Origin of the sequence: Burkholderia sp. Ac-20349 (assembly GCF_017104865.1) — a bacterium.
In the GTDB taxonomy this organism is placed as follows: Bacteria; Pseudomonadota; Gammaproteobacteria; order Burkholderiales; family Burkholderiaceae; genus Burkholderia; species Burkholderia aenigmatica.
This window is the reverse complement of the sequence record NZ_JAAGPM010000020.1, coordinates 64,307-78,157: the sequence shown is the minus strand read 5'-3', so window position 1 is coordinate 78,157 and position 13,851 is coordinate 64,307. Positions and strand designations below refer to the sequence as shown.

The window sequence follows — 13,851 nt, the reverse complement described above, 5'->3', positions numbered from 1 at the left end:
AATACGAAGTCGGTATCGTCCGTGCCATCGAGAACCTTGCTGCCGGTAATGACATTAACCGGATGCCCCGCCGACGGCCTCGCCAGACTACCCAGCCAGGTACCGAACGCACCCGCGGCGAAATTCACCGCAAGACACGGCACCTTGCTCTTCAGAAACTGCCCCCAGCTCATCTTCCCGCGGCCGCACACCGCGAGCGCGATACCGAGCGCCGCCCCCAGCCACCCGAGCCGCGTGGCCGACTTCACATCCCGCACGCGCTGCGTACCGCCACCGATGTAGACGTTGTCCGAGCCTTCGGCAATCGTCCCGTCGCAAGTCGTCTTGTCGCTAACCCGCGCAGCAGGCTGATCGTTGATATAAACGCTCCCCGATCCGTCGGCAATCATCTGCGGCCCGGGATGATCGGTACAGGCAACGGTATCTAGATCGCCCGGCTTCGCTGCCCGCGCCGCCGGCTTGTCATTGACGTAAACGCTCCCCGACCCGCTTGCGATCTTGCCTTTGATCTAGGGCGGCACGATCGAATTTTACTTGGACGGTTGCGCCACAAGATAGAAGAACGCGTTATTCGTCAGATAGTGTCCGTCCATACCGTCGAACTTCGCAGCGGCATCCGGTCCCGCAAAAAATCGAGCCTCTGGTTTTTCATTTACCACTCCCGTTTCGCGGTTGACCACGAACGTCTTGTGCGCAAATTTCTTGAACACTTTCCAGACGGTTTTAACAAATGCATCCATATCCGGCTCTGCATCGGGGTTATAGGAAGCTGCCAAGCGTCCGTCTCGTAGGCACCCGGGAGCATAGTCCGCCTCGTGCGATCGAAGAAACTGGATCATTCCCGGACCTACATTTCCACCAAAATAACCAATTCCGCCGGGGCGGGCTCCAACAAATTCACGCGCATATCGCTCAACAGAGCAGATAGACTCATCCAGAATCACGATATGGGAAAACGGTTGCCCATTACACTCTGTCATGCTGTCGTAGGCAGGGGGAACCGGCGAGCTCCAGATATACGAGTCGATAAACTTGACTTGCGGAATTTGCGCTTTCAGCAGATCCGAGAACGCCGCTTCGTCGACTGGGGTCATGAAGGTCTGCAACGTCGGCATCTTGGTGGTCAAAACGAACTCCTTTCTTTCATTTGATGGTGACAGTGCCAGGCATCATTGTCCCCGTATTCAGGTCGCCAGGTTGTAGTGGCACGCCTTTCACGACCGTGATCACAATCGCCTTCGGATCCTGTTGCGTGATGCGATTCGCATTTGCCCATTCCCGCTGCGACATCCCGTTCACCGAACCCTTGTCGACCGTCTGGATATGAATACGATTGCCTTGAGCATCCCTGAATGTCACGTCTGCATACGAGCTTCCCTTACGGCCATTGCCGCTCAATGGCGGAAGGTACGTTTCCGGTTGTTCGTTACCCGTCAACACATCACGTCCACCGGCAACGTGCTTATGAGTCGGATTATCAGCAATGTATTGATCTCTGACGTTATCCATATGGTTCTTGGTCGCCTGATTGCCTCGGCGACACCAGCCCCATGGATCAATCCACGTCAGCGGGTTCCCGGCATAGTGATACAAGTTGGCGCCGCCGGCGAGTCCGATCGGATCCGGATTGATGAAGCGACCGATATCCGGATCGTAGAACCGGAAGGTGTTGTAGTGCAGCCCGGTCTCGCGGTCCAGGTACTGCCCCTAGAAGCGCAGATTCTGTGACCGCGGCGCATGGGTCGGTGTTGGCGCGGCCACCGGCACTTCGCCCCAGGACGGTGTCGCCCGCCGAGGTGTCCGCGCGATCCATTCTTCCTGCACCGCGGTGCCCCACAACTTGTAGCGCGCCTGCCAGACCCGTTCGCCGTCGGCGTCGGTCAGTTCCTCCGGCAGCAAGGATTTATCCGTCGCCAAACTTCCATCTGCTAAACGAGACGCTACTCGCCCTCAGTGGATTGATCCAGGACAGCAGGCTGAGCGCGCATGCATACAAGTCGCATTCTCCGCTCAAGTAGATCGGAGCAGGATACTTCTAATTCTTTATGGATTTTTCATCGATCAACTGCATCCAACTCGCCTCAAACTCACCATCAATTTAATTTAAAAATTCCTTTTCAGAACATCGCCACAAAACGGGGACGATTAGCAGCCCGCAATCTGCCACCATCCTCACGGCATTCCGCATCGGATTGCCCGCGCCACTCCCAAGAATATCCCCTACAAGCTTCAGTTACACGAATCACAATTGAATCGGCATATATGAGAGAATTTTGTCCACGACCTCCTCAAGCGACATATCCTCATACTCCTTTTGAAAAATGTAATTCATCGCATAAGGATCCAATACATTTTTATTCAGAATTTCGATATCGATTTCAGCCTCCTCATCAGAGGTGTAATTTGACTCCCTCACCCTTCCAACCAGAACAATTAGTTCATCCCTATTCATCACTTAACCTCTCAAAAATGATACGAAGGATCCAGCACTTCAGCTTGATATCGGGGCGATACGATACGCAAATTATCCATATCATAGACACCCCCATCATGCTGAATCGGTTCTATATGATGAAGCACATACGAGGTGTTCTTACCCACTCCCTGAGTAATCGATGCCTTCGGAGCCAATCCATTTGTCATTCTCGACACGTTCGATTTCGAGAACTGACTACTCAGATCGTGGTCCATTGAGACTTCCTGCTTGTCCTCGAACATCTTGAGCCGGTTGTGCTCAACGTAGCCCCCGGGGTGATCGCTCGACACCAGGTTCGCCGCCGCATCCCAGCGAAACACTTCCGACGGCAATCCCGGCCCGGCCGCCTGTTCAATGCGCCCCGTCGGGTCATATCGGTAGCTCGTCGCCCCATAGCGCGGATCCCGCTTCTGGATCACATCGCCCGCAGCGTCGTATTGCCATTGCTTCGCCAGCAACTCATCCGCCGACCGGCCTCGCTGCGCAACGTGTCGAGCACGACGGCCAACAGCGTCATACCCGAAGTGACTCGTCAGCTTGCCTTGCGTCCGCAGAACTTCCCGATGCAGATCGTCGCGCTCGATGTCCGCAACGGCAGCGCCGTCAACGCGGATCTGATGCACGTGCCCCGAACCGTAATGCAGCCAATCGATCGTGCGTTCGCCCGAGATCGTGGTGCTGACGCGATTACCCAGTTCATCGTAGGTATGCGCAAGCCAGCCCGTCGGCGTGTATTCCTCGAGCACCTCTCCGCGCGCACCGTACTTCAGGCTGACCCGATTCTTCAGCGACGAACCACGAGCGGCCAGCGTGTACAACTCGGCCGACGCGATTCGGCTTGCCTTGTCGTACAGATATTCACATCGCTCATGCGTGGCTTGCTTCGCCGTCAGTCGTCCGATCGCATCGCGCTCGTATCGCGTCTCGATCTGTCCATCCCGCACGATCGTGCCTTGGCCGCACACGTCATATTCGTAAGTGCGCTTGTGGCCATCAAGCCCGATCTGCTCAGCAACCAGATCGCGACGGTCATACTGAAAGCGATACGACGCACGATTTTCGTTGGTCAAGCTCGCGAGCCGGAACGCATCGTCGTAGCCGAATCGCACGACGCGATTAGCCGCGTCGGTACGCGAAAGCAACAGCCCACGCGGATTGATCTCATACCGCGTGCTGCGCTGATTCGCATCAACAACTTCAACGAGACGCCCAGCCACGTCATACCGGAACGCCTGACGAGCACCATCCGCCGTCCCGATCCCCGTGACCCGCCCCATCGCATCCGATTCGTACACGGTAGACTGCCCGGCCGCATCGGTCACACGTGCGAGCGCACCACGTGCGTCATACGCAAACCGCGTCACCTTGCCGGAGCAATCCGTATACGAGATCAACTGCGCACGGCCATTCCACTCGAGGAACTTGTACGCACCCCGCGCAATTCGAACCGAACAACGATTTCTAGGCTGCGCTACACCTTGCACAGTTTGCCAGGGGGCATGCGTTCGGCGTCGATCATTAGCTCATCACACGACAGGCGAGGCGCTCGGTGGTAACCGACGTCGGCAATTCAATCCCCGTCGTAGGTGAGGTCGTGCCAGCGTTGCGAAGTACCACCACCGGACCCGAGTTGGCCTCGCGGAAATCGCTTGACGGCTATCGCATGGAGCGCTCGCTCGTCGCGCGCGGGATCACCGCAGCTACGCCGCACTTTCAGATCGCGGACGCGACCGTTTTCGTCGAGCCAAACACGGACAAGCACATTTCGGTTGGCGTCGCTCGATCGCGGGACGGCTCGAGACAACATGCGATCAATCAATGACATGGGCGTTCTCTTTGCTAGCGGACCTGATTGGACTTGTACCGGCGTTATGCGTCGATGCTATAACCAACTACAGGCCCTCGTACTTGGTCGGAGCGGCAGGAGTTGCCCGTGATCCTGATCCCAACCCCGACGCACAACCGGACTGCGCTACGCGCCGAACGATCGGACGGACACATTCAGCTCGAGCTGCCGACAGTGATTAAATAATTCCCCGACCTAAGCTCCGATTTTTTTAACAACACCTCAAAAGATGTTCCTTTTGGCGGGATAGCACTTGACAAATCACAGTCATCAAATGCCACGTATTCTCCCAATATAGCACTGGAAAAATCAACTCCTGTCATAGAATTAAATCTGGCCCCTTCCGTCAAATCATCCGTGTATCTACCCCGAAAAACGACGTCCTGCAGCTTACCCGAGAATTTACAACGCTCCAGGTAGCTCGCTTTAAAATCCACCCCCTTCCACTTGCAGTTTGAGAACGAGCACCCAATGAATTCCGGACGGAAAAACATCCCACCACGGAAATCACATTTGTCAAATTTACATTTTTCAAAAATACCACCCCTAGCCCCCAATGTTATGGTTCTCAGATCAACACCCAAGAATGAGCAATTTCGGAATACACATCCATATGTCCTGGCGTCATTCAGAATAGAACGAACGAAAACGCAATCGTTGAATTCAACGCGATCGAAAACCGGATGATTAAAATCGGTCTCCGAAAAGTCAAACCCGTCAAATTTCTCATTGGAAATAGATGTCTTAAAATCCCACCCAACCCCTTTAAATCTTTCGTCCATTTTATCGGTCCCAGAATAATCCCGACCCACCATCTCCATACTTAGCCTGATGCATGCCCCTGCTCCAATCATTTTCCGTTGTTAGATCCCACCAGCTCCCTGTCTTTCGATTTACGACATCGGCGCCGAACTGCCCAGACTTCGTCACTGTGAGATGCGCCAATGACGGATCGTTGGCAACTCGCATCTCAAATTCTGCGTCCATTCGCTGTCCAACATACAACCGCTCTTTTGTTGCGGCCCTCGTGAGATGGAGTGCCCTGCCTTCCTCAGTTGTAGCTGTTTTCGCTCGGTCCAACGATCTCTCTATCGACGCTAGCTGCCGGTCAGTCATGCCTTTGTTCGCGCGCCCCAACACTGCACTCCTTGTATCTTGCGCGTGCTTCGTCAGTGCGGCGGTGTCCGCACATGAAAGCCCCCAAGGATCGATCCATCCGAGTGAATTCGGCGCGTACTGGAACAGGTTCGTGCCGCCGGCGAGCCCGATTGGATCCGGGTTGATGAACCGCTCGATGTCCGGATCGTAGAACCGGAACGTGTTGTAGTGCAGTCCCGTCTCACGATCCAGATACTGCCCCTGGAAACGCAGGTTCTGCGGCCGCGGTACGTGCGCCGGCGCTGCCGCTGGCTGCATTTCGTCCCATACCGGCGGCGGCCGCTGCGGTGCTCGTGCGATCCATTCCTCCTGGACCGCATTGCCCCACACCTTGTAGTGCGCCTGCCAGACCAACTCGCCGTCGACGTCGGTCAGTTCTTCGGGCAGCCCCGACACGTCGTTATGGAAATAGTAGACCGTGTCACGCGCGTTGGCATCGTTCGCCGCTGGCGTCGCCTGATCGATCCGCGCGAGCGGCACGTAGCTATCCGGCTCGTATAGGTACGTCAGCGCCTCTTCGCCGAGGCGGTCGTGATAGATCTCCTGTACGAGTCGCATGCCGTCCCACAGGAAATCCGTGCTCGTGTAGCTGCCGTTGAGCTTGCGAATCCGCCGGCCGAACGCATCGTATTCGAAGTGTGTGGTCGACACGCCGAGCCGGTCCTTGGTCACGACGGTCTTCAGTTGATTCCAGTCGTCGTATTCGAGCGTCTGCTCTCTGGCGGGGCCGTGGCCGCTCAGCTTGCGCACAAGCCGCCCGTACGCGTCATACTCGAAGCGCTTGTCCTCGAACATCTTGAGCCGGTTGTGTTCGACGTAGCCACCCGGGTGGTCGCTCGATACCAGGTTCGCGGCGGCATCCCAGCGGAACACCTCGGACGGCAGGCCTGGCCCCGTCGCCTGCTCAATTCGGCCGGTTGGGTCGTAACTGTAGTTCGTCGTCCCGTAGCGCTGATCGCGCTTCTGGACGACGTCGCCAGCCGCGTCGTACTGCCACTGCTTGGCCAGAAGCGCGTCCGCCGATGCACTGCGCTGCGCTGCCGCTCGCGCGCGGCGGCCGACGGCGTCGTAGCCGAACTGGCTGGTCAGCTTGCCCTGCCTGCGCAGTACCTCGCGGTGCAGATCGTCGCGCTCGATATCGGCGATCGCCGTGTCGTCGACGCGGATCTGGTGCACGTGACCGGAGCCGTAGTGCAACCAGTCGATCGTCTGCTCGCCCGAAACGGTCGTGCTGACGCGATTGCCGAGCTCGTCGTACGTGTGCGCCAGCCACCCGGTCGGTGTGTACTCCTCGAGCACCTCGCCGCGCGCGCCGTATTTCAGGGTGACGCGGTTCTTCAGTGATGGACTGCGGCCGGTCAACGCGTACAGCTCGCCCGATGCGATCCGGCCCGCCTTGTCGTACCGGTATTCGCAGCGCTCGCGGGCAGCTTGCTTGGCGACAAGCTGACCGATCGCGTCGCGCTCGAACGTGGTCTGGAGCTTCCCCTCGCGCAGCGCGATGCCCAGCCCGCGCACATCGTATTCGTACGCGCGTGCGTTGCCGTCGAGCCCAACTTCCTCGACCAGCAGGTCGCGGCGATCGTAGCGAAAGCGATAGGTCTCGCGGTTCTCGTTCGTCAGGCTCGCTAGCCGGAATGCATCGTCGTAGCCGAAGCGTACGACACGATCGACCGCGTCGGTGCGCGACAGCAGCAGGCCGCGCGGATTCAGTTCATAGCGCGTGCGGCGCTGGTTCGGATCGACGACTTCGACGAGCCGGTCGGCGTCGTCGTAATGGAACGTCTGGCGGGGCCGTCGGCCGTCGTGATCGCCATGACGCGGCCCATCGCATCGGCTTCATACACGGTGGCCTGGCCGGCGGCATCGGTCACGCGCGCGAGCACACCGCGCGCGTCGTACGCGAAGCGGGTGGTCTTGCCTGAACAGTCGATATAGGCGGTCAACTGCGCACGCGCGTTCCATTGAAGGAATTTGTAGCTGCCACGAGCGTCGCGGATCGTGTGCACAAGGCCGCGCTCGTCGCGGTGAAATTCGTTCGCAAAGCCAGCCGGATCGCGCGTCATCGTCAGATTGCCGCGATCGTCGTAGCGATAGATCCAGCGCGAATTCGCCGGATCGGTTTCCGCTACAGGCAGGTCGTAGTACCCATTCCATTCGGTCCGCTCGACCTGGCCGAGCGCGTCGATGCGCTGCGTCTGTCGCCCGCGCTCGTCATATTCGAAGCGGGTCGTGTTCCCGGCCGGATCGGTCGTGCTGATCAACTGCCGCTTTGCGTTCCACTCCAACTGCCACACATGGCCTTCTGCATCCGTATGGCTCGTCGGCTGCCGATCCTCGTTCCACGTCCAGCGGGTAACCCGACCGAACTGTTCGGATTCAAACCCGGCGAGCGCGTCTACCTCTCCTTCGACTTTCGCTATCGCCAGATCTTCATCGGCCCGGACTTCGGATGAGCATGCGTGGCTCTTGAAGCGCAAACTAGACGAACAAAGGACCGCGGCCAGCGGTCCTTTTCTTACATTGGATAGTCCGTTGACCCGGAGTCAACAAACTCTTCCAAATTCAATCGTTCTCTTTCAAGGAATTCATTCAAATCAGATACTGAAGAGATATCAATATAGGAACCAACCTTGTCATAGTTAGGATCGAATCCGTTATCAATATCACTCTTTAAAAAAATTGCATATCGAATCTTGAATGATGCATTTTCAGGCGCGCAAACAGGCCTAAATTCTGATCCACCAAGCATTGCGTTAGGCGGAGTTCTCAGCGGGTAAGGCGCCTGAGAATTTTCACTTAATTTAATTTCAATCCATTTCCTTTCCAATGGATTTTCCGAGGCAAGCTCTTTAACAAGAATTTCCCCTTGCAAAAGTTTCTTGAATTTTCGAGAGTCAACGTTCATCGGCTTCACCACGGAAAGAAAATATGAATAACATCACCATCCAACTGGTGGACCTGCAAGTGCGGTAAAGCTCCATCCGGATTATCTGGACCGTGCCCCATAACTCGACCGGGGTTGTTCGGGTCCTTGACATCATCCCAATGGTAAGTTCCATTTTTCGTGGCTTTACCAGTCTGATACTCCATTATATTTTTTGTCGATGGCCCACTTTCCCCCGTCATATTCTTGTAATCATGGCCGAGGTAGCGTTCCATAAACAATTTTTGGGCTTCGGAACGAGATGAAACGGTAACCTTTTTTGCACCAGCATCTAATTCCCGGTTCGCCTGCTTTGCGCTTCCTCCGCATGCCGCCAACCCCCACGGATCAATCCACGCAAGCGGATTGCCATTGGCGTACTGATACAGGTTCAGCCCGCCCGCTAATCCGATGGGGTCCTGGCTGATATAGCGACCAATGTCGGGATCGTAATACCGATGCAGGTTGTAGTGCAACCCAGTCTCACGGTCCAGGTACTGCCCCTGGAAACGCAGATTTTGCGCCCGCGGCACATTAGCAGGCACTGGCGCCATCGCTTGCACATCACCCCATTTCGGTGTTGGCTGCTGCGGCGCCCGCGCGATCCACTCCTCCTGCACCGCGTTGCCCCTCACCTTGTACCGCGCCTGCCAAATCAGCTCGCCATCAGCGTTAGTCAATTCCTCCGGCAACCCCGAAACATCGTTGTGGAAGTAATAAACCGCATCCCGCCCATCCGCATCATTAGCCGCAGCCGTCCCCTGATCGATCCGCGCCAGCGGCACATAACTATTGGACTCGTACAAGTACGTCAGCGCTTCCTCACCCTGACGATCGTGATACGTCTCCTGCACGAGCCGCATGCCGTCCCACAGGAAGTCCGTACTCGCATAACCCCCATTGAGCTTCCGAATCCGCCGGCCGAACGCGTCGTATTCGAAATGCGTGGTCGCGACACCAAGCCGGTCCTTCGTCACGACGGTCTTTAGCTGATTCCAATCGTCGTACTCGAGAGCCAGTTCTTTGGAAGGCCCGTGACCACTCAGCTTGCGAACAAGCCGTCCATAAACGTCATACTCGAAGCGCTTGTCCTCGAACATCTTGAGCCGGTTGTGCTCAACGTAGCCCCCGGGGTGATCGCTCGACACCAGGTTCGCCGCCGCGTCCCAGCGAAACACTTCCGACGGCAATCCCGGCCCGGCCGCCTGTTCAATGCGCCCTGTCGGGTCATATCGGTAGCTCGTCGCCCCATAGCGCAGATCCCGCTTCTGGATCACATCGCCCGCAGCGTCGTATTGCCATTGCTTCGCCAGCAACTCATCCGCCGACCGGCCTCGCTGCGCAACGTGTCGAGCACGACGGCCAACAGCGTCATACCCGAAGTGACTCGTCAGCTTGCCTTGCGTCCGCAGAACTTCCCGATGCAGATCGTCGCGCTCGATGTCAGCAATTGCAGTACCGTCAACGCGGATCTGGTGCACGTGCCCCGAACCGTAATGCAGCCAATCGATCGTGCGCTCGCCCGAGATCGTCGTGCTGACGCGGTTACCAAGCTCGTCATAGGTATGCGCAAGCCAGCCCGTCGGCGTGTATTCCTCGAGCACCTCTCCGCGCGCACCGTACTTCAGGCTGACCCGATTCTTCAGCGACGGCCCACGAGCTGCCAGCGTGTACAACTCGGCCGACGCGATTCGGCTCGCCTTGTCGTACAGGTACTCACATCGCTCATGCGTGGCCTGCTTCGCCGTCAGTCGCCCGATCGCATCGCGCTCGTATCGCGTCTCGATCTGTCCATCGCCTACGATCGTTCCTTGACCGCACACGTCGTACTCGTACGTACGCTTGTGGCCATCAAGCCCGATCTGCGCAGCAACCAGATCGCGACGGTCATACTGAAAGCGATACGACTCACGGTTTTCGTTGGTCAAGCTCGCGAGCCGGAACGCATCGTCGTACCCGAATCGCACCACACGATTAGCCGCGTCGGTACGCGAAAGCAGCAGTCCACGCGGATTGATCTCATACCGCGTGCTGCGCTGATTCGCATCAACAACTTCAACAAGACGCCCAGCCACGTCATACCGGAACGCCTGACGCGCACCATCCGCCGTCCCGATCCCCGTGACCCGCCCCATTGCATCCGTTTCGTACACGGTCGACTGCCCGGCCGCATCGGTCACTCGTGCAAGCGCACCACGTGCGTCATACGCAAACCGCGTAACCTTGCCGGAGCAATCCGTATACGAAGTCAACTGCGCACGGCCATTCCACTCGAGGAACTTGTACCCACCCCGCGCATCGCGAATCGTATGCACGAGCCCGTGCCCGTCCCGGTGATACTCGGTCGCAAACCCCGCCGGATCGCGCGTCATCGTCAGGTTGCCGAGATCGTCGTAACGGTAAATCCAGCGCGAATTCGCCGGATCGGTTTCCGCTACAGGCAGGTCGTAGTACCCATTCCACTCGGTCCGCTCGACCTGGCCAAGCGCATCGATGCGCTGAGTCTGCCGCCCGCGCTCGTCATATTCGAAGCGAGTCGTGTTTCCCGCCGGGTCGGTCGTGCTGATCAACTGCCGCTTTGCGTTCCACTCCAACTGCCAAACGTGGCCTTCGGCATCCGTATGGCTCGTCGGCTGCTGATCCTCGTTCCACGTCCAGCGCGTAACGCGACCGATCTGATCGGTAATCGTCACCGAACGCTGAGCGAGATCCGCGTTGAATGTGTACGCTTCGCCGTCATTGGTCCAGTGGCGCACGACACGTGCATCACGGCCGACACCCTGCCACGCATAAAAGCACTGCAAGCCACCACGCAGCGTGTGCTGGACCATCAGTCCATGCTCGTACGCAAAGCGCCGACCGACATGGCCGCTACGATCCGTAACGGCCACCAGTTCGCCGGCATGGTTGTACGCGTACCGCACCAGCGTGTCGGGTTGTTCACCGTCAACGCCACGGGTCAGGTCGATCGCGGCAATACGTTGCGGATGCAACTTATCGTAGGACAGTGTCAGCAAGCGACCGGCGCTATCGTGCAACCGTACGGGCCGCACAATCTCGTCCTGAGCTTCTCGCTCCACCTCGATCCAGTTACCGTTGCGATCTTCGAGGCGCCACAGCTTGAGCGCTTCACGATCCGCATCGGTACGAGCGCGACCGAAATCGCGATACACGCCATCGACCGTTTCGACCACATAGTGGCCACCCTCGGTGCAGATCAGGTAAATGCCTTCAGGCACGCTGAAATGGCTCTCACCCGGCTGCACTGCCGGGAACACAATATCGCGCCCCTGCTCGTCCCAGTAGGTGATCGACACGACTTCGCCATGTTCGCGCGCAAGCCGCAACTCAACGCTGATCGGCACGCTCCAGCCCGCCCCGAACAGGCTGTCGGCACGATCATCGAGGCTGCTATAGAAGCGCTGCCACACGATCGGCAGCGGCCCGGGCAATACGAAGTCGGTATCGTCCGTGCCATCGAGAACCTTGCTGCCGGTAATGACATTAACCGGATGCCCCGCCGACGGCCTCGCCAGACTACCCAGCCAGGTACCGAACGCACCCGCGGCGAAATTCATCGCAATACACGGCGCCTTGCTCTTCAGAAACTGCCCCCAGCTCATCTTCCCGCGGCCGCACACCGCGAGCGCGATACCGAGCGCCGCCCCCAGCCACCCGAGCCGCGTGGCCGACTTCACATCCCGCACCCGCTGCGTACCGCCGCCGATAAAGACGTTGTCCGAGCCTTCGGCAATCGTCCCGTCGCACGTCGTCTTGTCGCCAACCCGCGCAGCAGGCTGATCGTTGATATAAACGCTGCCCGACCCGTCGGCAATCATCTGCGGCCCGGGATGATCGGTACACGCAACGGTATCGAGATCGCCCGGCTTCGCCGCCCGCGCCGCCGGCTTGTCGTTGACGTAAACGTTCCCCGACCCGCTCGCGATCTTGCCTTTGATCTCGGGCGGCACGATCGAATTTTACTTGGACGGTTGCGCCACAAGATAGAAGAACGCGTTATTCGTCAGATAGTGTCCGTCCATACCGTCGAACTTCGCAGCGGCATCCGGTCCCGCAAAAAATCGAGCCTCTGGTTTTTCATTTACCACTCCCGTTTCGCGGTTGACCACGAACGTCTTGTGCGCAAATTTCTTGAACACTTTCCAGACTAGTTTGACAAAGACGTCCGTCGCTGGATCGGTGTCGGAATCATAGGATGCCGCGAGACGGCCATCGCGTAGGCATCCCGGCGCATAGTCCGCCTCGTGGGATCGAAGAAACTGAATTGCTCCCGGACCTTCCATGGACCCCATATAACCAGATCCGCCTGGGTGCGGTGCCATGAATTCTTGCGCGTATCGCTCAACTGAGCAAATTGCCTCGTCAAGGATCACGATATCGGAAAACGGTTGCCCATTACACTCTGTCATGCTGTCGTAGGCAGGGGGAACCGGCGAGCTCCAGATATACGAGTCGATAAACTTGACTTGCGGAATTTGCGCTTTCAGCAGATCCGAGAACACCGCTTCGTCGACTGGGGTCATGAAGGTCTGCAACGTCGGCATCTTTATCGCCAAAAACTCTCCTAGCTTTCGTCGAATAGAAATAGTTCCAGGCTCTATCGTCGCTTTGTTCGCATCGCCGGATTGCAGAGTTGCCTCTTTCACCGCGGTGACAACAAGCGGTGCACGCGTGGTTGCTCGCAACCGCACGAACACGATAACCAGAGGCAATCGAAGTACCCAATCAACACTCTGAATCGCCTCCTGTTACGGTGCCGTTGGACTGATCAGTCATTGGCTCGGCGAAATAGTTACGATTTCACCGCTTCTTCTTAATACTTTGATCTTTCAATCTAAGCGCAACTGCATCCGCCCTGTCATTACATTCACCTATTCCACTCACCCACCACTCCCTCCCCTTTTTATCAATAATCGATTTCACCAACCGAGAGTTCCATGGCTCGCCTTTTTTTACGTATCCAGAAAGATATAAATTTACACGCCTGACAAGCTGGGGATTGGAAAATATCGTCATATCATCCAAATTTCTTCGCACCCCACTCTTCTCAGCAAACTCCTCACCTCCTTTGTAATAGATCCCCAACTCTTCATATGACGGCCCCTCGAACTCAATTTCCGAGAAACCCGACTGATCTGGCGTATAGAGCGGGTCTGATGACAAGATAGGCCACTTGACCATGCAAAAATATTTACGAAAATCAAAAGATGCAAATATCGGATTGAACAACCTCTTTTTCTCAGAAAAAATTATTGATTCCGCTCTCTCCGACGCATTTTTGAAATCAACACTAAAATCATCGAAAACTTCAATCCATTTTGTCGCCCCAACAAAAATCACCCTAGACAACACAAAACCCCACTCCCCACTCATCTCAGCAGGAATTGCAACAACATCACCCGGCGCCACCATCAACAATGCCAT

14 protein-coding genes and 2 pseudogenes are annotated in these 13,851 nt (G+C 57.1%); 1 reads left to right on the top strand and 15 read right to left on the bottom strand.

What is annotated here, in order from left to right:
• The 7 genes and pseudogenes from G3N61_RS10365 to G3N61_RS10345 form a co-directional block, all read right to left on the bottom strand.
• A partial coding sequence (locus tag G3N61_RS10365; protein ID WP_346778566.1) for a PAAR domain-containing protein occupies positions 1 to 497 on the bottom strand: 497 nt, incomplete at its 3' end.
• Positions 498 to 530: 33 nt separating this feature from the next.
• Complete coding sequence (locus tag G3N61_RS10360) at positions 531 to 1,127, bottom strand: hypothetical protein (RefSeq protein ID WP_205822343.1); 597 nt, start codon at positions 1,125 to 1,127, stop codon at positions 531 to 533.
• Between the two features lie 16 nt (positions 1,128 to 1,143).
• Positions 1,144 to 1,509 carry a hypothetical protein gene (locus tag G3N61_RS39525; RefSeq protein WP_241017673.1) on the bottom strand — a complete coding sequence of 122 codons (366 nt, stop codon included), beginning with the start codon at positions 1,507 to 1,509 and terminating at the stop codon, positions 1,144 to 1,146.
• 48 nt (positions 1,510 to 1,557) lie between these two features.
• Positions 1,558 to 1,698: pseudogene (locus G3N61_RS40065) on the bottom strand (RHS repeat-associated core domain-containing protein); the annotation flags it as partial.
• 9 nt (positions 1,699 to 1,707) lie between these two features.
• The gene (locus tag G3N61_RS39515; RefSeq protein ID WP_043180327.1) at positions 1,708 to 1,899 is read right to left on the bottom strand and encodes an RHS domain-containing protein; all 192 of its coding nucleotides are present in this window, start codon (positions 1,897 to 1,899) and stop codon (positions 1,708 to 1,710) included.
• A gap of 343 nt (positions 1,900 to 2,242) precedes the next feature.
• Positions 2,243 to 2,452 (bottom strand): hypothetical protein, encoded by a 210-nt coding sequence (locus G3N61_RS10350; RefSeq protein ID WP_205822342.1) that lies wholly within the window; start codon positions 2,450 to 2,452, stop codon positions 2,243 to 2,245.
• A gap of 11 nt (positions 2,453 to 2,463) precedes the next feature.
• A complete protein-coding gene (locus G3N61_RS10345; protein ID WP_241017672.1) occupies positions 2,464 to 3,870 on the bottom strand; it encodes an RHS repeat protein in 1,407 nt (468 codons plus the stop codon).
• A 269-nt stretch (positions 3,871 to 4,139) separates the two neighbouring features.
• Between G3N61_RS10345 and G3N61_RS39510 the strand changes: the two genes are divergently transcribed.
• Entirely contained in the window at positions 4,140 to 4,298 is a 159-nt protein-coding gene (locus G3N61_RS39510) for a hypothetical protein (RefSeq protein WP_237435465.1), read from the top strand.
• A gap of 179 nt (positions 4,299 to 4,477) precedes the next feature.
• Here the strand turns inward: G3N61_RS39510 and G3N61_RS10335 are convergent, their stop codons facing one another.
• From G3N61_RS10335 to G3N61_RS10310, 8 genes and pseudogenes are all read right to left on the bottom strand, one after another.
• On the bottom strand, positions 4,478 to 5,104 hold the full coding sequence (locus G3N61_RS10335) for a pentapeptide repeat-containing protein (RefSeq protein ID WP_205822341.1): 627 nt from the start codon (positions 5,102 to 5,104) through the stop codon (positions 4,478 to 4,480).
• A gap of 1 nt (position 5,105) precedes the next feature.
• Positions 5,106 to 6,998 carry an RHS repeat-associated core domain-containing protein gene (locus G3N61_RS39505; RefSeq protein WP_346778564.1) on the bottom strand — a complete coding sequence of 631 codons (1,893 nt, stop codon included), beginning with the start codon at positions 6,996 to 6,998 and terminating at the stop codon, positions 5,106 to 5,108.
• Positions 6,999 to 7,064: 66 nt separating this feature from the next.
• Positions 7,065 to 7,208 (bottom strand): annotated as a pseudogene (locus G3N61_RS39500) (RHS repeat domain-containing protein); the annotation flags it as partial.
• Complete coding sequence (locus G3N61_RS39495) at positions 7,190 to 7,960, bottom strand: hypothetical protein (RefSeq protein WP_241017671.1); 771 nt, start codon at positions 7,958 to 7,960, stop codon at positions 7,190 to 7,192. The gene G3N61_RS39495 and the pseudogene G3N61_RS39500, both read right to left, overlap by 19 nt.
• A gap of 38 nt (positions 7,961 to 7,998) precedes the next feature.
• A complete protein-coding gene (locus G3N61_RS10325) occupies positions 7,999 to 8,388 on the bottom strand; it encodes a hypothetical protein (RefSeq protein ID WP_143331071.1) in 390 nt (129 codons plus the stop codon).
• 5 nt (positions 8,389 to 8,393) lie between these two features.
• A complete protein-coding gene (locus G3N61_RS40255) occupies positions 8,394 to 12,377 on the bottom strand; it encodes an RHS repeat-associated core domain-containing protein (protein ID WP_346778563.1) in 3,984 nt (1,327 codons plus the stop codon).
• A 9-nt stretch (positions 12,378 to 12,386) separates the two neighbouring features.
• Positions 12,387 to 13,139: a hypothetical protein gene (locus G3N61_RS10315; RefSeq protein WP_241017670.1), complete on the bottom strand. Its 753-nt coding sequence runs from the start codon at positions 13,137 to 13,139 to the stop codon at positions 12,387 to 12,389.
• An 88-nt stretch (positions 13,140 to 13,227) separates the two neighbouring features.
• Positions 13,228 to 13,851 carry a hypothetical protein gene (locus tag G3N61_RS10310; RefSeq protein WP_155291847.1) on the bottom strand — a complete coding sequence of 208 codons (624 nt, stop codon included), beginning with the start codon at positions 13,849 to 13,851 and terminating at the stop codon, positions 13,228 to 13,230.